Genomic DNA, 26,834 nt, shown 5'->3' on the forward strand with positions numbered 1-26,834 from the left:
AATCCCCCGCCCGTGTCTGGGTCGTGGGGTCGTGTCCATGGGTCCGGCCGGTCGGTCGGATGGTGTGGGCGTGCTGGCGTGGAACGGTCGAATGGGCTGTGGCATGGATGCGCTGTTGGGTTCCCGGACCGCCACCCTTGTGGGTGGTGTTCCTGTCGCCCATCGGGTTCCTGTGCGGGTGTCGTCCCGTGGCGGGTCCTGGTGGTGTGGTGGTGGTTTGAGAACTGGATAGTGGACGCGAGTGGATGGCTGGCTTTGTGCCTGTCCGTCCGCTTGTATTGTTTCGTCCGAGCCCACATGGTGGGTTCGGGTCGATCGTTTTGTGATCTATTAGTGTGATGATTTGTCGTCTGGCAGTTCGCAGTTGTTGTTGCCGTGGCATGGCCTGTGGTCGTGTTGTCGGTAAGGGCGCATGGTGGATGCCTTGGCAGACAGGACCGATGAAGGACGCGTGGGGCCGCGATAGGCCTCGGGGAGCCGCCGACAGGGCTTTGATCCGAGGGTGTCCGAATGGGGAAACCCGCCAGCCGTCATGGGCTGGCACCGCATTCGTGCGGGGGGTACGCAGGGAAGTGAAACATCTCAGTACCTGCAGGAAGAGATATTCCGTGAGTAGTGGCGAGCGAAAGCGGATGATGGCCAAACCTGTGCCGTGTGATACCCGTCGGGGGTTGCGGCATGGGTGTTGTGGGATTTGGTGCCCGGGTTCCGACGGACCCGGCGGCAGTGATAAAACGACGTGTGAGACGAACGGGATTGAATTCCCGGCCGTAGAGGGTGATGGCCCCGTAGTCGAAGACGCGTCGTCTGCCGATCCTTGTTCCCAAGTAGCGCGGGACTCGTGGAATCCCGTGTGAATCCGCCCCGACCGTGGGGTAAGCCTGAATATACCTGTCTGACCGATAGCGTACGAGTACCGTGAGGGAAAGGTGAAAAGCACCCCGGGAGGGGAGTGAAACAGTTYCTGAAACCGTGTGCCTACAATCCGTCGGAGCCTTTCGGGGTGACGGCGTGCCTATCGAAAAATGAGTCTGCGAGTCAGTGGTGCGTGGCGAGGTTAACCCGTGTGGGGCAACCGTAGCGAAAGCGAGTCTTAAAAGGCGTTTGAGTCGCGTGCCCTGGACCCGAAGCGGGATGATCTAGCCCTGRGCAGGTTGAAGCGYGGGTAAGACCGCGTGGAGGACCGRACSSACCTGGGTTGAAAACCGGGCCGATGACCTGGGGCTAGGGGTGAAAGGCCAATCAAATTCCGTGATAGCTGGTTCTCTCCGAAATGCATTTCGGTGCAGCGTCGCGTCAATGTCTCCATGGGGTAGAGCTACTGGATGCTTGAGGGCCCGTATCGGGTACCGACAGCAGCCAAACTCCGAATACGTGTGAGGTGTATCGCGGCAGTGAGTCGGCGGGGGATAAGCTCCGTCGTCGAGAGGGAGACAGCCCAGATCGTCGTCTAAGGTCCCTAAGTGTGTGCTAAGTGGGAAAGGATGTGGAGTCGCATAGACAGCCAGGAGGTTGGCTTAGAAGCAGCCACCCTTGAAAGAGTGCGTAACAGCTCACTGGTCTAGTGGTTCCGCGCCGATAATGTAGCGGGGCTCAAGCACACCACCGAAGACGCGGCAGTGCAGTTGCTGTACTGGGTAGGAGAGCGTTCCGCATGGGGCGAAGCGGCGGCGTGAGCCGGCCGTGGACCGTGTGGAAGTGAGAATGCAGACATGAGTAGCGAGAGACGGGTCAGAATCCCGTCCGCTGGATGACCAAGGGTTCCGGGGCCACGTTCGTCGTCCCCGGGTGAGTCGGGTCCTAAGGCGAGGCCGACAGGCGTAGTCGAATGGATGAAGGAGTCGATATTCTCCTACCGGCGTCAGACCGCCCAATCCAAGACGTGGAAGCATGCCCTTACCCGTATCGGGCGGCGGTCTTCGGACCGTCCGATGGTGCGGGACCGGTGTGTGGATGCGTGGCGGGTAGCACAGGAGTGACACGGAACGGGAGCCGGGCCGCGGTGGTGGTTATCCGTGGTCAAGCATGTGGCGCGTCGGGCAGGCAAATCCGTCCGGCATGAGCGTGAGGTGTGATGATGGGGGGCCTCGTGCCCCGAATCCGGTGTGCCGTTCCGTCAAGAAAAGCTTCGGTGCGAGGGCTGTCGCCGCCCGTACCCTAAACCGACACTGGTGGTCAGGTAGAGTATACCAAAGCGATCGAGCGAATCCTGGTCAAGGAACTCGGCAAATCACTCCCGTGCCTTCGGTATAAGGGAGACCCCTTGCGGTGAGGCGCCCAGCGCGCGGAGCCGAGGGGGGTGGCACAGACCAGGGGGTAGCGACTGTTTACCAAAAACACAGGTGCATGCGAAGACGAAAGTCGCTGTATATGCACTGACGCCTGCCCGGTGCCGGAAGGTTAAGAGGATCCGTCATCCCCTTCGGGGGGGCAGCGGTGAATTCAAGCCCCGGTAAACGGCGGTGGTAACTATAACCATCCTAAGGTAGCGAAATTCCTTGTCGGGTAAGTTCCGACCTGCACGAATGGCGTAACGACTTCCCCACTGTCTCGACCAGGAGCTCGGCGAAATTGCAGTACGAGTAAAGATGCTCGTTAAGCGCAGAAGGACGAAAAGACCCCGGGACCTTTACTATACCTTGGTATTGGCGTTAGGTGCGGACTGTGTAGCATAGGCGGGAGGCTTCGAAGCGGGTGCGCCAGCATCCGTGGAGCCGAAATGTGAAATACCGCTCTGTCCTCATCTGGCCTCTAACCTCGACCAGTCATCCTGGTCAGGGACAGTGCCTGGCGGGTAGTTTAACTGGGGCGGTTGCCTCCCAAAGAGTAACGGAGGCGCCCAAGGGTTCCCTCAGCCCGGTTGGCAATCGGGTGTTGAGTGCAATCGCACAAGGGAGCTTGACTGCGAGACCGACGGGTCGAGCAGGGACGAAAGTCGGAGATAGTGATCCGGTGCCGGCGTACGGACGCGGCATCGCTCAACGGATAAAAGGTACCCCGGGGATAACAGGCTGATCATCCCCAAGAGTCCATATCGACGGGATGGTTTGGCACCTCGATGTCGGCTCGTCGCATCCTGGGGCTGGAGCAGGTCCCAAGGGTTCGGCYGTTCGCCGATTAAAGCGGCACGCGAGCTGGGTTCAGAACGTCGTGAGACAGTTTGGTCTCTATCCTCTGCGCTCGTTGGAATCTTGAGGAGMCCTGCCCATAGTACGAGAGGACCTGGGTGGACGAACCTCTGGTATGCCGGTTGTCGCGCCAGCGGCACGGCCGGTTGGCTACGTTCGGATGGGATAACCGCTGAAAGCATCTAAGCGGGAAGCCCCCTCCAAGATAAGGATTCCATGGAACCTCGGTTCCTGAAGACCCCATGCAGAACACATGGTCGATAGACCGGACGTGGAAACCCCGCAAGGGGCGAAGCCGACCGGCACTAATGGTCGAAGACAACACAACACCCACCCCCGTCGAGGGGTGGAGGCATCGACACCACTGCGAACGAGACCTGCGGCAATGAACACGAACGGCCACAGGCGATCGACAACGAAACACGCGTCCACCGTCCGGTCCCCGAACCGTCACCACGACCCGCCCGCCGCGCCAAGCGCAGGGCCGGTACAACAGAATTTGCGGCGGTCATGGCCTGGGGGAGACGCCCGGTCCCATTCCGAACCCGGAAGCTAAGACCCAGCACGGCAATGGTACTGCACTCGGAAGGGTGTGGGAGAGTAGCACACCGCCGCTCCACAACATCGGACAGGGGTCCCGCACGGCACACGCCGCACGGGACCCCTTCCACATACACACACGAACACACACCCGGAAGCGCACTCGGCACCACGGCAAGACCGGCACGACAACGTACGCCGTAGGTTCTCTGAGGCTCTGCAACAGTAACTGCGTACGATTGCATCGGCCCCCACCGTCACCGGCAAGGTGCCTGCCGGCACCGTAGGTGCTGGAATCAGCAACAACTGTGTTACTCAACAATTTATGGAGAGTTCTTGCGTAGCTGTGCAAACGGTACCAAGATATCTGTTGGACTTTCTGTTTACCTCTCAGAAACCCCTTTAAAAGCAACGAGAGTGTTTTATCCTTGTTTTTTGAAAGCGCTACCAAACTGTGCTAGTATCTTCTCTACGGTTGTTCTCAGTGATGAGGCAATCCGGATGTCATCAGTAACGAAGGAGTTCAGATGAAAAGACAAATAGCCGGGAGGCTGGCAATTGCAGGGATTCTAGCTGCTGGGTTGTTGCTGTCAGGGTGTGGGAACCCGGCCGCTTCTAACAACTCCGGGGGAGAAGAGGTCGGCTCGGCTGATTACTGGCCCGCTGCGAGCGGCAAACTTGATGGAACGAAGCTGACATTCTGGATTGGTCAGTCTGATAACAAGATGCCACTCAAGGTCATTGCCGATTTCGAGAAGGAAACCGGTGCGAAGATTGATCTGCAGACCATACCTGATAGCTACGAGAACAACGTACAGACGAAAATAACCACTGGAGACATGCCTGACCTGGCGACCTGGGAGCCCACAAACTCCATGCTGGCCGGGTTTGTTGCTACCGACAAATTGCAAAAGCTGGACGGTGCTCCATGGGTCAAGAACTATAACCCCGGCATCGATAAACTCGGGCAGACAAAGGGGCATCGATATGCCGCCTTGGTGTCTCCTGTCAACGTTATGGGGGTCTGGTACAACAAGGACGTCTTCAAGAAAGCGGGGATAACCGAGGATCCGAAGGGCTGGGACGGAGTCGTTGAGGCCGCCAGGAAGATTAAGGACACGAATGCTGCTGATTCGCCATTCTTTGAGATGGGAGGATCGCAGTGGGGCACGCAATGGGCTGTTCAGGTGCAGCTTGCAGAGGCAGCCAAAGACGGGCTTTGGGACCGCGTCAATACCGGTAAAGAGAAGTTCACCGATGACACTATTTTGACGGCGATCAAGAATTACAAGTCCCTACTGGACCAGGGCCTGTTCAATAAGGACGCTGGTTCCGCAACCCTGGATGAGCAGGCCGAGGCCCTGTACTCCGGGAAAACGGGAATGGTGTTCGGCAACAATGCCCAGTTCAATGTGGCTGCTGCCCTGGCCAAGAACGACAAGGCCAAGCTTGATGAATCCCTAGGGTTCCTGCCCATCTCCAAGGATGGTAACATCTCTTCTCTCTCGCCCGGTGCCTCAAGCGCTGTGGTGGCTTTCAAAACCGGAGATTCCAAGAGGGAAGCCGCTACTCGACAGTTCCTGAATTACTGGATGTCGGACGGGTATAAGAACTTCGTCAATGATCGAGGGCTGGTCTCTGCACTGAAGACGGTGGAGTCTCCGAAGAATGTACCGCAGGCCCTGCTTGACGCTGCATCCTCGCTCGACGAAAGTGCGCCGTCCATGCAGTCGGCGGCTGTGGCGAACCCTGATCTCTACATCAATCTCGCCAACATGATCAACGGGACAGAAACGCCTGAACAGGTGGCGAAGACCACACAGGACCAGTTCAACCAGATAGCCAAAGCACAAGGTGTAAGTGGGTTCTGACCCAGGCGGTAGGTGCGGATCGTGCAGTTCTCCGGAAAGGCATCGGTCCGCACCCTATCAAGGTCACTGATGTAAGGAGTTGAGGTATGGGTCAGAAGCGTGCTCTCATGAAAAAGAACTACCCACTGCGGTTCCTGATGCCCGCGGGTATCATGCTGGTGATTTTCTTTATTGTTCCCACGGTAATGAACTTCGTGTATGCCTTTACCGACTGGTCTGCCTTCAAGGACACAATCAACTACAACGGGCTCCAGAACTTCATTACCCTGTTCAGCAACGGCACCCTGCTCAAGGATATACGAATCACCATCGTGTATGCCGTTTGCATTGCGATTTTCCAGAACACCTTCGGTTTACTGCTGGCTCTTCTGCTTGAAGATGATACGCATCTCAACCGCTTCGCGAGGGTCATGTTCTTCATACCTGTCATCATGTCCGCCCTGGCCGTGGGGTACATCTGGCAGGCAATACTGAAGACGGGTGGTGCCTTGGACCAGATACTCTCCTCGCTGGTCGGGCACTCGGTGGTGACGGGATTGTTGGGGAGCACGACCTGGGCCATTGTGGTCGTGGCGGCGATTCAAGGCTGGAAGTGGATGGGTCTATCCATGCTTATCTTCCTGGCCGGGCTGAAAACGATTGACCCGGATGTGTTGGAAGCGGCAAAAATCGATGGCGCGAACAAGTTCCAGATTTTCCGGTCGATCAAGTTCCCCCTCCTGGCACCTGCCTTCACCTTCAACGTTGCAACAAGCCTATTGGGGTCCCTGAACGGATTCGATATGGTGCAGGCCATGACCAAGGGCGGACCGGGCGGTTCGACGGAGATCCTCAACATCTTTGTCTGGAGAACCTTCGGACAGGGGCTGTACTCCCAATCAACAACCATGAGCCTGGTGCTGTTCATCTTGGTGGCGGTAATCGCACTCCCACTTATATACTTCCTACGCCGCAGGGAAAGGAGCATCTTCTGATGACTGGCAATGCTGTGCGTAGTACTGCAAAGAAGACCGAGGCAGGGCGCCGGACCGGCAGATTCGGAAGCGGTCGCCATATCGGTCGTGTGGCCCATGATGTTCTCGTTATTGTGATCATGTTCCTTCTGCTTGCTGTGCCCTTTTGGCTGCTGATAGTGACGGCTGGGAAGAGCCAGTCCGAGGCCCTGCGGCTGAACATGGCACCACCGAGCAAGTGGCTGTTGTTCGAGAACTTCGCTACGGTGATCAGAGAAGGGAAGATGGTTCAGGCCTTCATAGGGTCCGTCGTCGTGACGCTTCCCGCTGTCCTGATAGCCATCTTGTGTGGATCCATGGCCTCTTGGATATTTGCCCGCCGTACGACGAAGGCGATGTCATTCTGCTATGCCTTGGCGATATCCGGGCTCATCCTTCCCCCTGCGGTTGTGACAGTCATGATGCTGCTGAAAATGATCGGATTATCAGGCACTGCGATTGGTATGATCTGCGTGTATGTCGGGATTTACCTCTCGACCGTCGTTTTCTTCGTGACAGGCTTCATCAGGACAATACCGAACTCACTTGAGGAGTCAATGAGGGTTGATGGTGCCTCTCCGGCCCGGATTTTCTTCACCCTCATCCTCCCGCTCCTCGCCCCAACCATCGCCACCGCTACAATTCTGCTGATACTTTATATCTGGAATGATGTTTTCTACGCCCTGTTCATACTCTCTGGGAAGATGAACACCTTGCCTCTGAATCTGTACAACGTGGCGAGTGCTGGCCTGTATCTCAATAACTGGCATCTCATATTCGCCTATATTATTTTGATGAGTCTGCCTCTCCTGATTATCTTCGCCGTTGCTCAGCGCAAGATCATCAGCGGAATCACAGGGGGAGCAGTGAAGTGATACGGGAAATCTGTATATAACCGGCTTGTAGAGAAGGCTGGTTCTCTGTATGTCTGATGGGTTCTTGTTAGGAGGGTGTTATGGGTGAGCCGACGGATATCGGTAAAAAGAAGTCCCCGTCGATTTCTGATGTCGCCGCGCTTGCAGGCGTTTCAATTTCATCGGTTTCTCGGTATCTCAATAATGGGGAGCACCTGACGAGCGGTAAAAAGCAGAGCATCGCCAGGGCCATTCAGATGCTTGACTACCATCCGTCGATATTGGCGCGGGGGCTGGCCAACAGCAGGTCCAACACCATAGCATTCTTCGCTGGCAGGGACTTGTTGTACGGAGTGGTCGACTGCATCAGGGGTGTTGAGGATGCGGCCATCAAGGCCGGTGCAATGGTCAACGTGGTGCTGTTCGATGAGCAGCAGAATTTTGACAGTATCAGCCAGACCATCAAGTCGACCTTGAGTACGAACCCTTTGGGCATAATCATCAACCAACCCAGGTATGGAGCGGCGTGTGATGAGATACTGCGTGATGCGCCGGAAGATACCCCCGTTGTCCTGGTTGGAGGCAATCGCCGTCCCGGACAGTGCCAGCTGTTCACCCATGATGACGAGGGTGGTTATGCCATTACCAAGTATCTGCTCTCCCTGGGGCACCAGGTGGTGCACCACGTGGCTGTGCCGGAGAACGACGAAGCACAAACGAGGCAATCGGGGTGGCGCAAGGCGCTTGAAGAGGAGGGTATACCGGTCCCGCCCCCGTATATAGCCAGCTGGGATCCGAAGGATGCGGAAAAGATCGGATGGGAACTGGGCCAGGAGGACGGAGTCACAGCTGTTTTTGTCGGCAATGACGAGATAGCCATGGGTGTGATGCGCGGCTTGCATTCGGTCGGGAAACGTGTTCCCGAGGATATCAGCATTGCCGGGTTTGATGACAATCCCATAGCCGGTCTCTCCATCCCATCGTTGACGACGTGGAGGCAGGACTTTGAATTGTTCGGTGCAGGTGCGGTCAAGCTGATCCTGAATCGGGTGAACGGGTCTGCCGAGGTGGAGAACGATGCGCCATACAACATTGGAGATAATTCCGCGCAACTTGTCGTCAGGGAATCCACGGCACCGCCGCCGAGTTCACATGGATCAATGAAGTAAACCAGAAGCCATTTATATTTGCATCCGCCCATACTCAAGAGGAAAGCTATGCGCATAGTAACCAATACTGTTTCGAACGCGGGATTAAGTGCGATATTCCGGAAGGATGCAGATTCTCAGGTCTCGGAATTGCTCCTTGTGCCCGAGGGGCTTGAGGACAAGGTGATAAGGGACGATTGCCCCCCGGAACCCCTGGTCCAGGCAAAGGTAATCGGAGACGACTACGCCGGTGGCTACGCGCAGGGCCGCACGATGCGTGATTCGCCCACCATTGCGAATCTGCACATGGCCGCTCAGCAGGTATCCAGAACGGACCGTGGTGCCGTCCTGGTGACGACGCATATGAACGATGATCGTGGCCTTGAGTATGTCCATGAGCTCGAATTCGGACGAATCTCTTCGACTGTTCAGATTCGGACCTCGGTCATCAACCACACGAACTTACCGATAACCCTGGAAATGCTGTCCAGTTTTACTCTGGGGTCCCTGTCGCCGTTTTTGGAGGGCATCTCCACTGGTGCCTTGAAGCTCCATCGGTTGCGGAGCACCTGGAGCGCGGAGGGGCGACTCGAGACACGAAGTGTCGAGGAACTGCAGCTGGAACCTGATTGGCAGGAGCATGTGGCGAACACCCTGCGCTTCGGGGCTGTGGGCTCCTTCCCGGTACGCGTTTGGGCTCCTTTTGTTGCTGTGGAGGATGTGGTCAATGGCATCACGTGGGCGGCATCCACCACCCAGGGCTCCAGCTGGCAGCTGGAGGTCAGCAGGAAGAGCAAGGGTCTGTCCCTGTCCGGCGGTCTGGCCGACAGGGAATTTGGCCACTGGATGCATACTCTGGGGCCTGGGGCAATCTTCACCGCACCGGCGGCCGTGCTGACCGTCGTCAGAGGCGGCGTGGATGAGGCGGGCCAGGTGCTGGCCTCGCATATCAAAGAGAATCTGGAGCTGCCGGACAGCGAGCGTGACGAGTTGCCTATCGTCTTCAACGAGTTCTGCTCGACCTGGGGTAAGCCCTCTGAGCTCAGTGTCTTGTCACAGATGAACGAGCTGAAGAACCATGGCGTCGATTATCTTGTTATAGATGCCGGTTGGTTTGATGATCAGTCGTTCACCGATTCGAGTCGGCTGGGCAAGTGGCAGGTGAACAAGACAGCCTTCCCCCATGGGATGAAGTATGTGGTGGATGCGATCCATCAGGCGGGCATGAAGGCCGGAATCTGGTTTGAATTCGAAGTGGCCGGTCGCCAGGAGATTGAGTGCTTCGAGAAAACCGATTGGTTGCTGCACCGGGATGGAATTCCGATAACCTCGGGTGACAGGCGCTTCCTTGATATGAGGAATCCCAGTGTGCGCTCATACCTTCATGACAAGGTAATCGATTTTTTGCGGTCGAACGGGTTTGACTACCTGAAAATCGACTATAACGAAACCATAGGTATCGGCTGCGAGACCCCCGGTGAGCCGGGCAGATCTCTCGGGGAGGGACTGTACGACCAGATTCAAGCGACCCTGAGTTTCATCAGGCAGATTCGCGACGAGTTGCCTGAAGTCGTCATTGAAGTCTGCTCTTCTGGAGGCCATCGCCTGGTTCAGAGTTTTATGGAGCTGGGCGCCATGGGCAGTTTCTCCGATGCGCACGAGTGCATAGAGATCCCTTTGATTGCCGCAAACATGCACCGGATGATTCTTCCAAGGCAATCCCAGATCTGGGCTGTGATGAGGCCGGAACTCTCGGAGGATCAGACACGTTACCGCCTGGCTTCGGGCTTCCTGGGCAGGCTCTGCCTTTCGGGGAACATGGAGACCCTGTCGTCGGCGCAGTGGGGACTGATTGATGAGGCCACAAGTCTGTACGGGCATGCGGCACCGATCATCGCCTCAGGGGAAAGCCGATTTTTCGGAACCAAGATGGGAAGCTACCGCGAGCCCGAGGGGTGGCAGGCGGTGCTCAGAAAATCCACTCAATCCGATGACTACCTGCTTGTCCTTCACGCATTCGCCGACGCTCCCTCATCTGTGGCGATTCCGTTTGATGGCCCAATGGGTCGAGTTGAACTCTTCGCTGATCAGGACACCAGTCTCAGTTTCAGTGAAGGTGCCCTGCGGATAGATGGTCTCAGCGCTTTCTCGGCGGCTGTGGCCCTGATCCACGACGTGAAATAACGATTGTCTGTGGGTGGGCCGCAAGGATTGGCTCATCCCATATGTCGTTTGGGGTATTGGGATTGGCGGTGTTGGGTCGCAGGTCCCTTTAATCCGCGTCGCCGGTGATGTCAGGGGCGCTCGCTCCTGAGTGATTCTCTTTGCCTGGTGCCTTTCCGAGGCACCCGTCAAATGAGACGCAAGCAGCTGCGGGTTCCGATGCAGCCGTATGGGTCCGCCAGGTTGATGCTCTGATGCAGTGAAGCGGTGGTGCAACAGAATGAAAAAGCCGGGCTTTGAAGTGAAGGACATCATATAATTCTTGACGGTAGTGCGGTGCTCAATGTTGAAACCGCATGATTCCAATAACAGGTGAAGCATATCCATTGCGAAGTTCAGGGGGGAACAGGCATGAATGGGAATAGGAATATCCACACGGGGCCAGGAGATCGAGATTGGCTGACTGCCAAAGGAGAAGTGCTGCGGCGGACGGCCCGTTCGTTCCCTGCAATCCTGGCTGTACTAGCCACCTTGGTTTCCCTGGTGCTTACAGGGCTGATTGGTCCCGTCCATGCCGCGGCCGCTGATGAGGCCGCTGGTGGCGTACCCTCTGAGGGCGGCGATGGTCGGACCTTTACCTCGGTTGGTGTGTCACAGACCGGCAGGACCTATTACGTTGATTCTCTGCACGGCAATGACGCCAATGATGGTCTGGAACCGACGCGGGCCTGGAAGTCCCTGGGCAAGGTCTCCGCAACGACGTTCGTTCCCGGTGACCATATCCTCCTTGAGTCGGGGTCGACCTGGCAGGGGCAGGTACGGCCGAAGGGGGATGGGAATGGTTCCGAACGGATTGTTCTGGATTTCTACACCCGCAAGGCGGATGGGTCCGCATCATATGAGGCGGGGCGACGCCCTGTCATCAATGGTGGGGGAACCTACGGTTCGGGATCCTTCAAAAGGTACGTGTCGGGTGCGGTGCAACTGACAAACCAGGAGTATTGGACCATCAGGAATCTTGAGGTCACCAATTCCCCGGAACCGAACAACCCTGAGGGCTATAAGAAGCATGGGGATGCCCAGAGGGTCGGGATACTCCTGCTGGGATTCGGGCAGAACAGGATGCTTGAATCCGATACGGTCGAGAACTGCTACGTCCATGATGTGCAATCGGAGTACTACCTCCAGGCCAGGAGGGAAGGCAAACCGCAGACCCTCAAGGCCGTGGGAGGCATCATCGCCTTGGGGCACTGGGCCGATCCGGATGGGCGAACCCTGGGTAAAGGAGTGACCAATACAGGCTTCCACGACCTGACCATACAGGGCAATATCGTTCAACGGGTGGGCCTCGAAGGCATACGGACCAAGGCGGACAGTTCCAATGACTCATCCCCTGGGCTCTTCGAGAAGGTCACCATCAGGAACAACTACCTGGAGGATATTGCCGGCGATGCCATTGTCATCTCAGAGAACAAGGCGCAGGGGCTGGTTGAGGGCAATACCGTGGTGCGGGCCTGCAACGCGGACTATGGAACCGAGAACTACGCGGCCATCTGGGCCATGGCAAGTAAGGACGTCCTCCTCCAGTTCAACGAGGTCTACGGCAATACCCATGGGTATAACGACGGTGAGGCCTTCGACATCGATATGGGCTGCGACCGAATCACCTACCAATACAACTACAGCCACAACAACGGTGGCGGCTTCATGCTCCTCATGAGCAACCAGACCAACTCCGTCATCCGCTACAACATCTCGGTGAACGACGGGGCGGGGAACTCGGGCACCAATGCGGCCGGACCTGGTCACGGCTCCTACGATTACAAGGAGCAGAGCCTCTTCCATTACTGGATTTCCGATCCGGGTGCCAGCATGCCGCAGATATACAACAACACCTTCTACGTGGGTGACGGGGTCTCGACCTCCCTCTTCGGGGAGGGCAACTCCGGCGACAATTCCGGCACCATTGCCCACTTCACCAACAACATCCTCTACAAGACAGGCTCGGGAAGTCTGAAGTTCCTGGCGGCTTATCCGCCTGACGGCAGTCGGCCCATAGAGCACAGACTGCATGGCAACCCGGGTGACTTCATCAAGCACAATCTGATCTGGCCCGACACCGTCCCAACCGCCGCCAGCGGAACCACCGTTGAGGAACTGGAGGCGGCCGGGAACGTCTTCCAGACCCCGAAGCTGGTCATTGACCAGAACTCAGATGCAGCCGAGGCGATCCGGAACCAACTCGGCACCACCCTTTCCAACCCTGAAACGTCTCTTCCCTGGTCTGACCAGGTCGACCGGATGCGTACGCGGGCTTCCCTTTTCAGGATCCAGGCGGACAGCTCCGCGGTTGCGGCCGGTATCAGAATGGAAGGCGCACCGGATCGGGATATGTTCGGAGGCAGCACGAAAGACCGGGGCGTCGATATTGGGGCCACCCAGGTCTCCAACCACGAGATCGCCACCAGGTATGAGATTCCTGAGACCAGGGTCAACACCTTTGCAGGGGTCTACCCTGCCTTGCCGGAGACCCTGAAGGTGACGGTCAGGGAGTCGTCCGGTGGAACCAGCACCGAGAAGGTGACCAACATGCCGGTTACCTGGGACCAGCTCAACCTCAGCCAGTTCGGTCAGGCGGGAGAGTTTACGGTTGCAGGCAGGATTCCGGGCATTCCCGACCAGGCCAAAGCCTCCGTGACTGTGACAGGGCAGGTGGGTTCGGGCCGAAACAGGGACGTCAGGTCCCTGGCTGGTCAAGCGGCCACTGTAGAACGTGGCTCAAGCGAGGCCATAGGCGCCAAGCCCGGGACCTCGTCCAAGGCCACGGGGGACAAGTACCCATTCGGTGTCTCCTATTCAAACAACCTGGTCCTGAAGCTGAAGAACTCGTCTTCGGCCTCCTACAACCGTCGTTTCTACGTCAAGGTCGATCCCTCCGCCTATCCCGGACAGGCCGACCAGATCAAGAAGGCCAAGCTGCGGGTCTACCTGTCCAGGTTCGACATCAACAACAGCGCGGGGAGCACTGATGCGGAAAGATTGAACAACACCGCCTTCAGTGTCGACGTTTACAAGACCGATCCCGGCTGGGACCAAAGCACCCTGACCTGGGCCAACGGTCCGCTCAATGCCGAGGTGACCGAAGCCAACCATCGTCCGCTGGGTTCAGGTGAGACCATCCCTGACTACGCCGTACTCCGACCTGGAGCCCATCAGGTCTTCACCAATAAGGAGATCATCGACAACGGGTATGCCGTCGACATCGATGTGACCTCGATTGTCCGAAGCATGGGCGGATCACGGCTTACGGGTCCGGTCAGCTTCCTGGTCGACATACCGATGAGTGATACCCCGAACTTCAATCGCGATAATGGTGGCTTCGATGCCTTTTCGGTGGAAGGGGCCCGGCAGGCCTATACCGACTTCCAGAGCGGTCTGCTGACCGTTCCCGCCGGTGTGAACAAGCCCACCGATGAACACAGTCTGGCACCGCAGCTCCTCGTTTCCGATGCCTACATCACCTCGGTGGGGGCCGTTTCGGTCACCTCCAAGCCTGGCCAGGTGCCGAATCTGCCGGATACCATCATGGTCGGCTATTCCGATGGTAAGTTCGCCAGGGAGGCTGTGGACTGGAAGGTCGACCCGTCCCTGCTTACCAAGGACGGTGTCTATACGGTGCAGGGTAGGATCCGGGGCGATACCACCATGGTCGGGGCCAAGGTCACGGTCAAGTCGGATCCAATCACCTCCTTCGAACCCCTTCCCGTTTTGGATAAGCCCGTTGGGCTGGCAAGGCAGGAGCTGGGTATGCCCACGAAGGTCAAGGCCAACCTGGCATCAGGCGAACGGGTTGAACTGACCGTGACCGGCTGGGACGATGACCCCTCCAACTACACGGAGAAGAGCGCTCCAGGCACCTATCGCTTCCCGGGGGGTGTCAGTCTGCCCATGGGTATCAGCAATCCCCTGAACCTGAAGCCGATTCAGGAGGTCCGTACCCACCCCAGGCCAGAAACTGTGGAGTTGGGAGTGAAACGCCCTGAGGTTATCCGTGGCAAGACGGCCCGGGTTTCCTTCAAGATTCACGCGGCGGCCCCTTTTCCGAAGCTTGATGATTGGGGTAAGGGGGTCGTCTGGACCATTACGCCCGTGGGGACAGGCCAGGGGCTGCGGCAAAACCTGCCCACGGTCGACTCTCGCGGGCGGGTGCGGACCTATCGGGATACGCCTCTGGGGTCCTATAGGGTCACGGTAACCAGCACCCGGATCGCGACGGTTTCGGGGTCCGTTGAGATTCGTGTGGTTGCCCGGTCCGGCAAGGCTTCTCTGACGCAGAAGCTGAACCGAACCAGGGCCGTCACCCCCTCGGCAGCCCACCGGCTCATGGCTGCCGGTGATGTTGCATCGAGGGCCGCCCTGGTCGATGTTGAACGACTCGGCGACGATTCCGAGGCGGTCCTGCCTTCCCTGGATGCAACCCTTCCGGGGATGCGGCCCTCTTGTCAAGTGGGCACCTTGCGGATGAGCGCAAATCGTAGGGGTGCGGCGATAGGATTGCACCAGCTGGATTTCTAAGGAAGAAACAATGAAATATATGAATATCGGGGTCTCGGGTGTAAAGGCCTCTCGCGTGGCTCTGGGGGCCATGCGGATTGACACCAAGTCGCCCGAAGAGGCCGCCGCGATCGTCCAATCGGCCTTGGATGCGGGAATCGACTATTTCGATACAGCGGATTGCTACCACAATGGCGAGAGCAGCAGGGTGTTGGGTCGGGCCCTGAGGGATCTCTGCATCGACCGGTCAGATGTCGGCATCCAGACCAAGGTCGGCATCTTCCGTGACCCGGACAGTGACAAGATCACCAGGTATGACTTCTCGGCCGAGCATCTGATTGCGGCCGTTGACCAGGAACTGGAGAACCTCCAGACGGACTACGTCGATTACCTGCTCCTGCACAGGCCGGATACCCTGGTCGAGCTGGACCAGCTGGCAGAGGCCTTCAATGTCATGCAGGCCTCGGGGAAGGTTCGCCATTTCGGTGTCAGCAATGTCAACCCCATGCAGGTCGAACTTCTCCAGAGCGCGGTCAGTCAGAGGCTGGACGTCAACCAACTGCAGTTCGGGCTGGGGCACACCGGTATGGTCCAGCAGGAATTCCACGTCAATATGATTGATGCGCCCAGCCTGGATCATGATGGTGGGTTGATTTCCTACTCCCGCCTGAAGCACATGACCATTCAGGCATGGAGTCCCTTCCAGACGGGGTTCTTCGAGGGGGTCTTCATTGATAATCCCAAGTTCCCGGAGCTGAATGACCGCCTGGAGCAGGTGGCCGGGAAGTACGGCGTCAGCAAGAGCGCCATCGCTGTGGCCTGGATTCTTCGTCACCCCGCCGGCATGCAGGTTCTGCTAGGGTCCATGACCCCATCCCGCATTACCGAGATGGCCGGCGGGGCAGATGTGGAACTGACCGCCCAGGAGTGGTATGACCTCTACCTGTCTGCCGGGAACGACCTTCCTTAAGGCGATTTCGGCAGGTTAAGAGGTTCGGTCTTCAAGGTATTCCATGCACTACTTCACTCCCAAGCGATGCGCCAGCACGTCGAAAATCATGTATCACGACAAGACGAAGGCGCTTCGAGCCGCCGATCAGAGTCTGGTCGAGCGAGGTGCCCGGCTCTGGGTGTACCGATGCCAGTACTGCGGTACCTGGCATCTGACCAGCCGTGAGCCGGGATCCTACGCCCGGGTGCCCCTCAATCAGCAGTTGAAACCGCATTCGCGGAAGAAGGGGTACAAACCAAGACGTTGAAATATGAGGTCCGGTCGGTGCAGTGTTGCCCGGCCGGTCAGCGGTTCATATCGAAACCCTGGGCTTGGATGGAGGGGAGCATGGGCTCATGGTCCCCCTTAGGATTGCAGGATTTATCGGCCATGATCTGGCTGAAAGCCTTGCGCGGTGCATCCAGCTGGCGCAGGTCCCGGTAATAGAGTCTGACCGCTTCATCGAAGTCCTTAAGTGCCCGCTCGGCCTCGCCGGGCCTCTCGGACTGGCCATAGGAGTTGAGGAATATCTGCGCGGCCCGTGGCATGCGCGGCTTCAATGGCGGGTCCTGGTCGGGGTGGCCGATGGCCAGGCCCAGCACCGGGTAGACCAGGCGGGGCAGGTCAAGCAGGTCGATCAGTCCTTCCACATCGTTGATGACGCTGCCCAGGATGACGGAGCCCAGGCCCAGTGAGTTGGCGGCCGTCTCCATGGCATGCAGGGCAAGAACGGCATCATTCTGGGATTGCAGGAAGGCATATCCCGTATTGAGCACAAACGTATCTGCATCGATGTCAACCCCTTCCTGCCGGGCCAGGTCGGCATTGCGACGCTGGTCGGCAAGGAAGATGTACAGAAGGGGTGCCTGGGACACGTAATCCTGGTGGGCCATGTCGGCAATGGCCCGGGCCTTGTCGGAATCGGTGATGCGGATGGCGGACCATTCGTTGAAGTACCGGCTGGTGGCTGCATGTTGGGCCGTCTCCTCCAGAACGGCAACCGTGTCAGGGTCGATTGCCTCATCGGTGAAGGAGCGGATGGTCCTGCGGTTGAGCAGGGTATCGATGGTCCGGTTGCGGACGGTCCTCTCGTATTCGGCGGATTCTCCGCCCTTCCCGGCCTCACCGGGAGACTGTATTGAAGTGGTCATGGTGTCATTGTGACCATCGCGGCAGAAGGGACACAAGAACCGAGAGGTTAATCTTGCTCAGAGAATAGTGACATATATCCAATTGCGCCCGGTGCCCCTGACGGCTGCGCCTTGAATCGGATTTGCCGTAGAACATGGAAGCCGCCACGCGAGACCTATACCGGTCCGATACTTGGTGGGCAGGTCGCGGCAGTGCGGGTACTCCGCGGGGCTTACCGATGGCGCTTGTCGATCAGGGCCTGGGAGCCGCGTCCGATCAGCTCGGATGCCAGGGTGGTCACGGCCGCCGAAAGTACCGCAAAGAGCAGTCCGGCAGTCGCGCTCTCCTGGTCGCCCTCTTCGGTGTCCACGCCACCATTGCGCTTGCGGACCAGACTGCCCCAAAAGGCCTGGAAGAGTTTGCCGGCCACCAGACCTGCGATGCTGGGGAGGGCGAACTTCATGACCTTGTCCATAAGGGTTTCCGGATCTGACTCGACTGAAGAGCGCATTTGGTTCACCTTGTCATCTATACGGTGGAATACGCCGACCAGGTGGTCGGCCTGATTGCCCGATTCATGCTCTGCCATGCTCATATGGCCATTATTCCACGGATGTGGATGGAGCGGTGGCGTTGAAGCCGGTGATAGAGTTGCACCATGGCTACTGTAGATCAAGCCGCAGGCAAGGAGGCCTCGGAAACCGGTTGTTTGGTACTGCTCAGGCATGGGCAGACGGCCTGGAGCCTCAGTGGACAATACACCGGCAGAACGGACATCCCCCTGACCGAGGAGGGTGAGCGGCAGGCGGCTGCTGCGGGGATTCGACTTTCGTCGGACTTCCCCGAAGGATTCGATGCCGGTTGCGTGTTCGTCAGCCCCCTGATGAGGGCAAGGCAGACGGCCCGGCTGTCCGGATTCGACCGGTTCGAGATCATGCCTGAACTGGTTGAACGGGATTATGGCCACGCTGAAGGACGCAGAAGGCGGGACATCCAGCGTCATCTCGGACGGGATTGGGATGTATGGACCGATGACCCTTCGGTCCTGACCCATGACGGCAGTGGTGACCGGCAGGAGGTCTTGCCGGACGGTTCGTTGGTCCAGGTTCGGGTCACCGGGGGAGAGAGCCTGGCTGCGGCGGCTGCCCGCACGCGCGGAATCATCGAGAGGGTGGCACCTCTGGTCGATGAGGGCCGTCGGGTTCTTCTGGTCTCCCACGCGCACATTTTGAGGGTGCTGGCCACCCAGTGGATGGGGCTGAACCCCTCTGCGGCGAAACTGATGAGACTCTATACGGCGCATTACGGAGTTCTGGGGAACTACCAGGGGGATAGGGTTCTCAAGACCTGGAACTGCTGAGAGTGAATGAAGGCAGGGCAGGAAGGCAACCGGTTCGGTCCACCTAGTTATGCAAACGTTTGTAGAAAAGCTGGATGAACTTCTTGCGAGCATCCGTGAAGCCGCTCTCCGAATGGCTTTGAATATAGGGAGAACAGCACACAAGGAAATGCCAGCGTTTGCATTTCCTGGAATAATGTGGAAAATATAAGGTACCGAAGGATCCTGGAAACCAAAGAAGGCCTTCCGGCCTTATGGACTGGTCGCTTATGAGCGGGCGGCCGAAGAGAAAGGTTCGAAGATGAATCATCACGTAAGACAAGTGGTCACGGTACTGGCCACAGCAGCCATGGCCGTGGGGGCCCTGTCGGGGTGCGGGTCGTCCGGCACTACGGCCAACGAGGATGGGGGCAAGGTCTACTTCCTCAACTCCAAGCCCGAAGTATCGGATCAGTGGAAACAGATAGCGGAGGAGTACACCAAGGAGACCGGTGTGCCCGTTACGGTGGAGACCGCGGCCGCGGGAACCTACCAGCAGACCCTGAAGTCCGAGTTCGCCAAGTCCGAACCGCCCACCCTCTTCCAGCTGTCGGGCCCCGTGGACCTGGAGACCTGGAAGGACTTCACCGCCGACCTGACCGACACGGACATCTACAAGCAGCTCAAGGATCCCGCCCTGGCACTCAAGTCGGCCGAAACCGGCAAACCGGTGGGCGTCCCCTTCGTCATCGAGAGTTTCGGTCTGATCTACAACAAGGACATCCTGGCCAAGTACGTCAAGCTCCCCGGTGCAGCGGTCAAGTCCGTGAACGACATCGACTCCTTCGACAAGCTCAAGGCCGTCACCGACGATATGCAGAAGCGTAAGGATGACCTGGGCATCAAGGGCGCCTTCACCTCGGCAGGTTTCGACTCGAGCTCCATATGGCGCTACGACACCCACCTGGCCAACATGCCGCTCGACAGGGAGTTCAAGGACGACGGAATCACGGCGGAGCCCGCCACCGTCAAGGGCACCTATATGCCCCAGTTCAAGAACATCTTCGACCTGTACCTGACGGATTCCACCACTCCGCGCTCGCAGCTGAGCGGAAAGACCAGCGATGATGCCAACTCGGAATTCGCCCTTGGTGAGGCCGCCTTCTACCAGAACGGGACCTGGTCCTGGACGGACCTGCAGAACGCCGGAATGGAGGCCGACCAGGTGGGCATGATTCCCATCTACATGGGTATGCCCGATGAAGCCAAGCAGGGTCTGGCCACCGGTTCCGCCCAGTACTGGTGCCTGAACAAGAAGGCGACGGACAAGAACCTCAAAGCCACCAAGGACTTCCTCAAGTGGATGATCACCTCCGAGCGGGGCAAAGAGTCCATCGCCAAGGACATGGGCTTCACCACGCCATTCGAGACCTTCGACAAGGTCAAGACCGACAACCCCTTGGTGGAGGCCATGAACAAGGATATGGACTCCGATAAGGACCGTGTGGGTTGGAGTTTCACCATGGTGCCCTCCGAGCGCTGGAAGGATGACCTGGGCAACGCCATGCTGGAGTATGCGCAGGGAACAGCCGGCTGGGAAGGTGTCGAGAAGGCCTTCGTGGACAACTGGGCCAAGGAGTACCAGGCCAACAAGCAGTGATGTGGGCTGCCGGGTCAGTCGCTGGTTCCGCCTGGTGCGGCCGTGGATGATCTGAGGACCAGTGTGGGGCTGACCAGGTCGTGTGGGTGTTCAAGCTCCCGACCCTCGATCAGCTCCAAGGTCTTCCCGGCCAGGGAGACGGCCATGTCATAGGGCTGCTGCCGAATGGTGGTCAGCCCTATGTCCTCGGCGAAGCGGCTGTCGTCGTACCCTATGACCGACATGTCGCCGGGCACCTTGATACCGCACCGTTCAAGCTGGAATATCAGCGGAACAGCCAGGGAATCCTCCTGGCAGGCTATGCCGGTCGGCCTCTGGTCCAGATTCATCAACTGGGTCAGGACCTGGGGTATGGGGTTGTCGTCTGCGGGTGCCGCCAGGACGGTGGGCTCGATGCCCCTGCTTCTGCAGGCGGTGATGAATCCATCGAGACGGGCTTGAATGCTGAAGTGCAAGGAGGCGACCGGGGTGGAGCGGATGTACGCCAGTCGGCGATGCCCCAGCGCCATCAGGTGCTCGGCCGACAGTCTGCCCCCCTGCTCGTCATCGATGCGGGTGGAGGCCATGAAGCCGTCCTCCTCGGTCACGTTCAGGCTGACGATGGGCACATTGACACTGATCAGGCGTGAGATTTCAACCGGTTCGATATCGAAGGAGGTGACGATGACCGCATCCACATTGCGTTTGACCGGCAGCTCCTCGAAGAAGCGCCGGCGCGCCTGCCCGCTTGTGATCTGGCAGATGGATATGTCGTACCCCGCCTTGAGGAAAACGGAGTTGAACCCTTCCATGATGGTCGAGTTGAACCAGGTGTTCAGATGGTCGTTGATCAGGACGGCCACCCGCAGGGATTGCCCGGACTTGAGGGCCGTGGCCGATCTGGATATGGAGAAGTTCAACTCATCGGCGATGGCCAATACCTTGGCCCGCGTCCGTTCCGATACCAGGTCGGGCCGGGTGAAGGACCGGGAGACGGTCGATACGGACACCTTGGCCTGGCGGGCCACGTCCTGGATGGTCGACTCCATGAAGTGCTCCTCATCTGCATGCCGGGATGGAACTTCCTGCAAACGATTGCCGGGCTCCTCTCCGGGTAGGTCGATGATATCTCACCGGGGTGGAGATATACCGGGGCCGGTCTGGTGATGGGGATGGTATCCGGCCCGCCATAGGCGGCGTTTGAGGTGTAGCCCTGGATTATGAAAAGCAGAACGAGGACTGCGGGAGGAAACGAAATGACCATGCTTGACCCACTGAGAGCAGGGAGGGAATCTTGCACAACAAGAGCAGAACTATGACAACAATGGCAGGGAAGACGATCCGGAAGTGGTGGGCATTGTTTTCACTGCCCACCCTGGCAGCCTTCGTCATAGGCTTCGTGGTGCCCTTCATCATGGGCATCTGGCTGAGTCTGTGCAGGTTCACCACGGTGACCGACGCCAAGTTTATCGGGTTCGGGAACTACTCGGCGGCCCTGGCGGATGCCGAGTTCTGGCATGCGCTCTGGTACACCATCGCCTTCACGATCATCACCACGGTGATCGTCAATGTGGCGGCCTTCGCCATTGCGGTCATGCTGACCAAGGCCATCCGGGGGGCCAACATCTTCAGGTCGGTCTTCTTCATGCCCAACCTGATCGGTGGCATCATCCTGGGTTACATCTGGATGCTCCTGCTCAATGGTGTCCTCCAGCATTGGGGGAAGTCCATCACCTTTTCGGGCACGTACGGGTTCTGGGGAATGGTCATCCTTATGTGCTGGCAGCAGATAGGCTACATGATGATCATCTACATAGCCGGGTTGCAGTCCATGCCCGGTGACGTGCTTGAAGCCGCCTCGGTCGATGGGGCCAGCAGGACGCAGACCCTCTTCCGCATCACCCTGCCATTGATGATGCCCTCCATTACGGTCTGCACCTTCCTTTCGGTCACCAACGGCTTCAAGATGTTCGACCAGAACCTGGCCCTGACCAACGGTGCCCCCTCCAATACCTCCGAACTGGTCGCCCTGAACATCTACCGGACCTTCTACGGGCGTGCCGGCTTCGAGGGCGTGGGCCAGGCCAAGGCCGTGATCTTCTTCATCATCGTGGCCATCATCGCGGTCATCCAGAACAAGCTCACCACCAGCAAGGAGGTCTCGGCATGAGCGACAAGGTCAAGCACTCGAAACTGTGGACCCTTTTCTTCACCCTGGTGTCTCTGCTGTGGATATTCCCCATCATCTTGGTCGTGGCCAACTCCTTCAAGAACAAGGCCTACATATCCCGCAACGCCTTCTCCATACCTACCGGCAAGACCTTCGTCGGCTTGGAGAACTACCGCCGTGGCGTCGAGAGGACCAACCTCTTCGCCAGTTTCGGTTGGACGGTCGTGGTGACCGTCGGTTCCGTCCTCCTGATCCTGCTCTGCACCTCCATGTGCGCCTGGTGGATCGTCAGGGTCAACAACCACTTCGCGAAGTTCCTGTATGTGCTCTTCCTCTTCAACATGGTGGTTCCCTTCCAGATGGTCATGTTCACCCTCTCCAAGATGGCCGATCTGACCGGTCTGAACACCCCCTGGGGTCTCTGGATCATCTATCTGGGGTTCGGTGCGGGTCTGGCCGTCTTCATCTTCACCGGCGTCGTCAAGGGAATCCCGCAGGAGCTGGAGGAGTCCGCCATGATGGATGGGGCCAGCGTGCCCAGGATATTCTTCCAGATCGTGGTTCCGATTATGAAGCCGTCGATTGTGTCGGTGGCGATTTTGGAGGCCATGTGGATTTGGAATGACTTCCTGTTGCCGTATCTGACGTTGGATATGCGCAGGTACAAGACGATGAGTATCGCCATCCAGTATCTGAAGGGCGGGTACGGCAGTGTCGACATGGGTGCGATGATGGGTTGCCTGGTCCTGGCCATCATCCCGATCGTGGTCTTCTATCTGATCTGCCAGAAGTACATCATCAAGGGAGTCCTCGCAGGAGCCGTCAAAGGCTGAGCCCACGATGGCGGCCGGGATCGACGAGGGCTCATGCCCATCGTCGGTCCCGGTCTTTGGTTGCGGGTGAGATGGGATGGATAACGATCCCGGTTCGCCCGCCTGCAGGTTGCCGGCATTCCTGGTTCCCGGCCCACCCCTAGGAGGTGACGATGCAGTTCCTGTCTCCGGACTCCGGATTCATGCGTGGTCTATCGGATGCCATCGATGCGATATGGATCAACATCCTCATGCTGGTATGCAGCATTCCCCTGTTCACCATAGGCGCCGCCCTTTCGGCGGGGTTCGATGCTGCCAGGCGGGATCTCGACGGTATCGGGCACGTAACGGCCAACTACCTGCGTGCCTTCAAGGACAACTTCGTCAAGGCCACGTTGATCTGGTTGGTTTTCGGGTCGACCCTGGCGGCACTGGTCTATGCCTGGGTGGTCCTGCAGATCACGCCCCTGCTTATTGTCAAATTCGCCCTCACCATCATCTGGGTCATCGGTTTTGAATGGGTATGGGCCCTGCAGGCCCGATTCGAGAACGACCCCGGCCACACCATGCTCAATGCGTGGATTTTCGGCCTGTCCAATATCGGCAGAACCCTGGCTCTGGTGGGTATGGACCTGGTCTATCTGGCTCTTGTGGCGGCCTCCTGGGTCTATATGCCCCAGGGGCTGTTCCTGCTGATTGTTCTGGGGTATGGGACCCTGATCATGCTTCATACCCCTGTTCTGGAGGGGGTGTTCGTCCGATATGTCGGGAAAGCCACTGCTTCCGGAGGGCTGGACCCCTCCCGGGAAACAAGTGCGGGAGTCGAGGGCATCCCTGACCGCGATTAGGATTGACGGGTATGGTCACACTTCAGGATGTCGCGCGGGCGGCAGGTGTTTCGATCGCGACGGCATCTTGGGCGGTCAATGACAACAAGAACGTCAGAATACCGGAATCCACCAGACGCAAGGTGCGCAAGGTCGCCCAGGAGCTGGGGTACCGGCAGAATGCCATGGCCCGAAGTCTGGCGAGGGGTCAGTCTGACCTGATTGGTTTCATCAGTGATGGGGTCGCCACCTCCCCCTTTGCCGGGCAGGTCATTCAAGGAGCCCAGGATGAGGCCTGGCGCAACGGGAAGATTCTTCTGGTGGTGGACACCAATGGTGATGCCGGCATGGAGCGTCGGGCCTGCTCCTTCATGCTGGAGCGGCAGGTGGAGGGGATTGCATACTCCTCCTGGGTCCATCATGCGGTTCGTCCGCCGCGGGATCTGGACAAGGTGAACTCGGTGCTGGTCAACTGCTTTGATTCGGAGGGGCGTTTCCCCGCCGTGGTCCCCGACGAGGTCCAGGGCGGCAGGGCGGCCACGGACCTTCTTCTCCAGGCCGGTCATCGGCGGATATCCTTCGTCAACGCCGCGGACCCCTCGCCGGCCTCGCAGGGTAGACTACAGGGGTATCGCGATGCCCTGACCGCTGCCGGTGTCGCTTATGACCCCAATCTTGTGATTCGTTGTGCCGCCGATCAGGAGGGTGGGTACGGAGTCGTCGAGCAGGTTCTGGCCACGGGGGCCACGGCCGTTTTCTGCCACAATGACCGCACCGCCATGGGGCTTTTTGACGCCTTGCGTGAGCGCGGGCTTCATGTGCCCGAGGATCTGTCGGTGGTCGGCTTCGATAACCAGGAGATCATCTCCGCCCACCTGCATCCGGCCCTTTCCACGGTCGGGCTTCCCCAGTATGACCTGGGTGTTCTGGGAATCAGGACCCTCCTTGAGAGGGGCGGGGAGGAAGGTGCCGAGGACGCTGAGGATGCAGGGGGCTCCGCTCCTGCCTATAAGCCCATCCGGGTCACCTGCCCAACGGTCGTGAGGCGTTCCATCCGCAATCTGGCACCGGTATCCGAGGTCTGACGCGGCCTGTCCATCTGCCGCCATTCGAGGGCCGACTCAGTTGAGTTGACATTTGACGGCCGCTATCTATAATTGTTGCTTAATCGCTTAAACGGTGTGAGGGGCCTAGTTCCCCGGTTGGCTGTTGAGGCGGATATCAAGTATTTCGGGTCCATGGTTGTACCGGAAAGGGCGCAATGACGAAACTGTATTATCAATTCCCCGGCACCTGGTTCGGAGACTGCATGCCTTTCGGCAAGGGTGACGAGTTCTTCCTCTTCCATCAGAGGGATGACCGCGATCCCATTCCCTTCGGGCAGCCTTTCGGCTGGGCGCTGGCGACCACCAAGGACTTCGTCCACTACAAGGACTGCGGTATCGCCATCCCCCGTGGGGGTGACGATGAGCAGGACCAGTTCATCTATGCAGGCAGCATCTTCCAGGGTGAGGGCCGCTACCATGCCTTCTATACGGGGTACAACCGGGACTACCCGGCGCAGGGTAAGGCATCCCAGGTCCTCATGCATGCGGTAAGCGACGACCTCTATCGCTGGACCAAAACCCAGGATGCCCTGACCTTCACCCCCCAGGAGGGATACGATCCCGATGACTGGCGCGATCCCTGGGTAATCAGGGATGAGGAGAACGACAGGTACCTGCTGATTCTGGGGGCCCGTAAACAGGGGCCCAAGACCCGGCAGACCGGCCGGACGGTGGCCTTCACTTCGAAGGACCTTGAACACTGGACCTTCGAGGGTGATTTCTGGGCCCCGGACCTGTACACCATGCATGAAATGCCGGATCTCTTCAGAATCGGCGACTGGTGGTACCACATCGTGACCGAGTACAGCGACAAGCATGGCATGGTCTATCGGATGGCACGGGATCTTGAGGGACCCTGGACGGCTCCGGTCGATGATGCCTTCGATGGCAGCGCCTACTACGCAGGCCGAACCTTCGAGCTCAACGGCAAGCGTGTTCTCTTCGGCTGGGTGGCCACCAAGGAGAACGACGATGATGCCGCCAACTATGAGTGGGGTGGCACCTTTGTGCCGCATCAGGTCTACCAGCGTCCCGATGGATCCCTCGGTGTGCAACCGGTGGATACGCTTTGGGATTCCTTCGCCGACCGCCGGTCCCTGCCCGATCTTGAGCTGCACTCCGATGGTGGCAGGACCGAGCAGGTCCTGGCTCGTGGATGCGGTGACTTGATCGCCCTGGAGGCGGACGTGCGCTTTTCCGAAGGTACGCGTTCCCTGGGGTTGCGGATCTACGAGAACGAGGAAACCGGGGAATCCTATCAGTTCCACTTCAAGGTGGGGGAGAACCGCTACCTGTTCGAGGGCAATCCCAACTATCCCTGGTTCACCAACATGAACATCGGCCTGGAGCGCCCCATTCAACTTGAGGCGGGCCGGGACTACCACCTGCAGCTTGTCGTTGACGACACCATCGCCACACTCTATGTGGATGGGGTGGCCCTCAACGCAAGGATGTACCACCACTATGGTGACAGCCTGGGTCTGTTCGTCACGGAAGGTGGCCTGCAGGTGTCCAACGTATCCGTATCCACCAAACTGAAGGAGGGGTAAGACCCGGAGAAAAGCCGTGCGGAGCCGGTGTCCGTCGATG

At 58.5% G+C, this 26,834-nt stretch carries 18 protein-coding genes and 2 rRNA genes; 17 read left to right on the top strand and 3 right to left on the bottom strand.

Annotated elements, in window-relative coordinates:
- The first annotated feature begins 392 nt into the window (after nucleotides 1-392).
- The 10 genes from bcor_RS00525 to bcor_RS07365 all read left to right on the top strand — a co-directional run bounded on the left by bcor_RS00525 (nucleotide 393) and on the right by bcor_RS07365 (nucleotide 16,509).
- Nucleotides 393-3,456: ribosomal RNA gene (locus bcor_RS00525) — 23S ribosomal RNA — on the top strand.
- 172 nt (nucleotides 3,457-3,628) lie between these two features.
- Nucleotides 3,629-3,745: ribosomal RNA gene (gene rrf, locus bcor_RS00530) — 5S ribosomal RNA — on the top strand.
- A gap of 648 nt (nucleotides 3,746-4,393) precedes the next feature.
- Complete coding sequence (locus bcor_RS00535) at nucleotides 4,394-5,539, top strand: ABC transporter substrate-binding protein (protein ID WP_238548557.1); 1,146 nt, start codon at nucleotides 4,394-4,396, stop codon at nucleotides 5,537-5,539.
- A gap of 86 nt (nucleotides 5,540-5,625) precedes the next feature.
- Nucleotides 5,626-6,513, top strand: coding sequence for a carbohydrate ABC transporter permease (locus tag bcor_RS00540; protein WP_179943878.1), 888 nt, complete (start codon nucleotides 5,626-5,628; stop codon nucleotides 6,511-6,513).
- A complete protein-coding gene (locus tag bcor_RS00545) occupies nucleotides 6,513-7,406 on the top strand; it encodes a carbohydrate ABC transporter permease (RefSeq protein WP_081870288.1) in 894 nt (297 codons plus the stop codon). Before bcor_RS00540 ends, bcor_RS00545 begins: the two co-directional genes overlap by 1 nt.
- An 80-nt stretch (nucleotides 7,407-7,486) precedes the next feature.
- A complete protein-coding gene (locus tag bcor_RS00550) occupies nucleotides 7,487-8,554 on the top strand; it encodes a LacI family DNA-binding transcriptional regulator (RefSeq protein ID WP_033498744.1) in 1,068 nt (355 codons plus the stop codon).
- Nucleotides 8,555-8,692: 138 nt separating this feature from the next.
- On the top strand, nucleotides 8,693-10,717 hold the full coding sequence (locus bcor_RS00555; RefSeq protein WP_158332613.1) for a glycoside hydrolase family 36 protein: 2,025 nt from the start codon (nucleotides 8,693-8,695) through the stop codon (nucleotides 10,715-10,717).
- Between the two features lie 456 nt (nucleotides 10,718-11,173).
- Nucleotides 11,174-15,271 carry an Ig-like domain-containing protein gene (locus bcor_RS00560; protein ID WP_051875562.1) on the top strand — a complete coding sequence of 1,366 codons (4,098 nt, stop codon included), beginning with the start codon at nucleotides 11,174-11,176 and terminating at the stop codon, nucleotides 15,269-15,271.
- A gap of 10 nt (nucleotides 15,272-15,281) precedes the next feature.
- Nucleotides 15,282-16,220 carry an aldo/keto reductase gene (locus bcor_RS00565; protein ID WP_033498742.1) on the top strand — a complete coding sequence of 313 codons (939 nt, stop codon included), beginning with the start codon at nucleotides 15,282-15,284 and terminating at the stop codon, nucleotides 16,218-16,220.
- Between the two features lie 43 nt (nucleotides 16,221-16,263).
- Entirely contained in the window at nucleotides 16,264-16,509 is a 246-nt protein-coding gene (locus bcor_RS07365) for a hypothetical protein (RefSeq protein WP_033491753.1), read from the top strand.
- 37 nt (nucleotides 16,510-16,546) lie between these two features.
- Here the strand turns inward: bcor_RS07365 and bcor_RS00575 are convergent, their stop codons facing one another.
- Nucleotides 16,547-17,392 carry a nitroreductase family protein gene (locus bcor_RS00575; RefSeq protein ID WP_081830725.1) on the bottom strand — a complete coding sequence of 282 codons (846 nt, stop codon included), beginning with the start codon at nucleotides 17,390-17,392 and terminating at the stop codon, nucleotides 16,547-16,549.
- 212 nt (nucleotides 17,393-17,604) lie between these two features.
- Entirely contained in the window at nucleotides 17,605-17,967 is a 363-nt protein-coding gene (locus bcor_RS00580) for a DUF4235 domain-containing protein (RefSeq protein WP_052109111.1), read from the bottom strand.
- 63 nt (nucleotides 17,968-18,030) lie between these two features.
- On the opposite strand from bcor_RS00580, the gene bcor_RS00585 reads away from it, so the two are divergent.
- Complete coding sequence (locus tag bcor_RS00585) at nucleotides 18,031-18,732, top strand: histidine phosphatase family protein (RefSeq protein WP_033498741.1); 702 nt, start codon at nucleotides 18,031-18,033, stop codon at nucleotides 18,730-18,732.
- A gap of 280 nt (nucleotides 18,733-19,012) precedes the next feature.
- Nucleotides 19,013-20,350: an ABC transporter substrate-binding protein gene (locus bcor_RS00590; protein WP_033498740.1), complete on the top strand. Its 1,338-nt coding sequence runs from the start codon at nucleotides 19,013-19,015 to the stop codon at nucleotides 20,348-20,350.
- 14 nt (nucleotides 20,351-20,364) lie between these two features.
- On the opposite strand, the gene bcor_RS00595 is transcribed toward bcor_RS00590, so the two are convergent.
- The gene (locus bcor_RS00595; RefSeq protein ID WP_033491755.1) at nucleotides 20,365-21,378 is read right to left on the bottom strand and encodes a LacI family DNA-binding transcriptional regulator; all 1,014 of its coding nucleotides are present in this window, start codon (nucleotides 21,376-21,378) and stop codon (nucleotides 20,365-20,367) included.
- A 266-nt stretch (nucleotides 21,379-21,644) separates the two neighbouring features.
- Here bcor_RS00595 and bcor_RS00600 point away from each other — a divergent pair, with 266 nt between their 5' ends.
- The 5 genes from bcor_RS00600 (at nucleotide 21,645) to bcor_RS00620 (ending at nucleotide 26,794) form a co-directional block, all read left to right on the top strand.
- Nucleotides 21,645-22,499, top strand: coding sequence for a carbohydrate ABC transporter permease (locus tag bcor_RS00600; RefSeq protein WP_033491750.1), 855 nt, complete (start codon nucleotides 21,645-21,647; stop codon nucleotides 22,497-22,499).
- Nucleotides 22,496-23,332, top strand: coding sequence for a carbohydrate ABC transporter permease (locus tag bcor_RS00605; RefSeq protein ID WP_038459044.1), 837 nt, complete (start codon nucleotides 22,496-22,498; stop codon nucleotides 23,330-23,332). The genes bcor_RS00600 and bcor_RS00605 overlap by 4 nt, the downstream gene beginning before the upstream one ends.
- Nucleotides 23,333-23,484: 152 nt before the next feature.
- Complete coding sequence (locus bcor_RS00610; RefSeq protein WP_051875563.1) at nucleotides 23,485-24,159, top strand: DUF624 domain-containing protein; 675 nt, start codon at nucleotides 23,485-23,487, stop codon at nucleotides 24,157-24,159.
- Between the two features lie 11 nt (nucleotides 24,160-24,170).
- Nucleotides 24,171-25,223 carry a LacI family DNA-binding transcriptional regulator gene (locus bcor_RS00615; protein WP_033498780.1) on the top strand — a complete coding sequence of 351 codons (1,053 nt, stop codon included), beginning with the start codon at nucleotides 24,171-24,173 and terminating at the stop codon, nucleotides 25,221-25,223.
- 176 nt (nucleotides 25,224-25,399) lie between these two features.
- Nucleotides 25,400-26,794, top strand: a complete 1,395-nt coding sequence (locus bcor_RS00620) for a glycoside hydrolase family protein (protein ID WP_033498781.1) — start codon at nucleotides 25,400-25,402, stop codon at nucleotides 26,792-26,794.
- Nucleotides 26,795-26,834 lie beyond the last annotated feature (40 nt).

This window comes from Bifidobacterium coryneforme (assembly GCF_000737865.1).
In the GTDB taxonomy this organism is placed as follows: domain Bacteria; phylum Actinomycetota; class Actinomycetes; order Actinomycetales; family Bifidobacteriaceae; genus Bombiscardovia; species Bombiscardovia coryneformis.

Excerpts from the sequence above, each read along its gene's own strand:
- bcor_RS00545 (WP_081870288.1), top strand. The coding sequence starts at position 6,513 with ATGACTGGCAATGCTGTGCGTAGTACTGCAAAGAAGACCGAGGCAGGG.
- bcor_RS00590 (WP_033498740.1), top strand. The coding sequence starts at position 19,013 with ATGAATCATCACGTAAGACAAGTGGTCACGGTACTGGCCACAGCAGCC.
- bcor_RS00600 (WP_033491750.1), top strand. The coding sequence starts at position 21,645 with ATGACAACAATGGCAGGGAAGACGATCCGGAAGTGGTGGGCATTGTTT.
- bcor_RS00605 (WP_038459044.1), top strand. The coding sequence starts at position 22,496 with ATGAGCGACAAGGTCAAGCACTCGAAACTGTGGACCCTTTTCTTCACC.
- bcor_RS00620 (WP_033498781.1), top strand. The coding sequence starts at position 25,400 with ATGACGAAACTGTATTATCAATTCCCCGGCACCTGGTTCGGAGACTGC.
- bcor_RS00535 (WP_238548557.1), top strand. The coding sequence starts at position 4,394 with ATGCCACTCAAGGTCATTGCCGATTTCGAGAAGGAAACCGGTGCGAAG.
- bcor_RS00575 (WP_081830725.1), bottom strand. The coding sequence starts at position 17,392 with ATGACCACTTCAATACAGTCTCCCGGTGAGGCCGGGAAGGGCGGAGAA.
- bcor_RS00550 (WP_033498744.1), top strand. The coding sequence starts at position 7,487 with ATGGGTGAGCCGACGGATATCGGTAAAAAGAAGTCCCCGTCGATTTCT.
- bcor_RS00580 (WP_052109111.1), bottom strand. The coding sequence starts at position 17,967 with ATGAGCATGGCAGAGCATGAATCGGGCAATCAGGCCGACCACCTGGTC.
- bcor_RS00615 (WP_033498780.1), top strand. The coding sequence starts at position 24,171 with ATGGTCACACTTCAGGATGTCGCGCGGGCGGCAGGTGTTTCGATCGCG.
- bcor_RS00565 (WP_033498742.1), top strand. The coding sequence starts at position 15,282 with ATGAAATATATGAATATCGGGGTCTCGGGTGTAAAGGCCTCTCGCGTG.
- bcor_RS00585 (WP_033498741.1), top strand. The coding sequence starts at position 18,031 with ATGGCTACTGTAGATCAAGCCGCAGGCAAGGAGGCCTCGGAAACCGGT.
- bcor_RS07365 (WP_033491753.1), top strand. The coding sequence starts at position 16,264 with ATGCACTACTTCACTCCCAAGCGATGCGCCAGCACGTCGAAAATCATG.
- bcor_RS00540 (WP_179943878.1), top strand. The coding sequence starts at position 5,626 with ATGGGTCAGAAGCGTGCTCTCATGAAAAAGAACTACCCACTGCGGTTC.
- bcor_RS00595 (WP_033491755.1), bottom strand. The coding sequence starts at position 21,378 with ATGGAGTCGACCATCCAGGACGTGGCCCGCCAGGCCAAGGTGTCCGTA.
- bcor_RS00610 (WP_051875563.1), top strand. The coding sequence starts at position 23,485 with ATGCAGTTCCTGTCTCCGGACTCCGGATTCATGCGTGGTCTATCGGAT.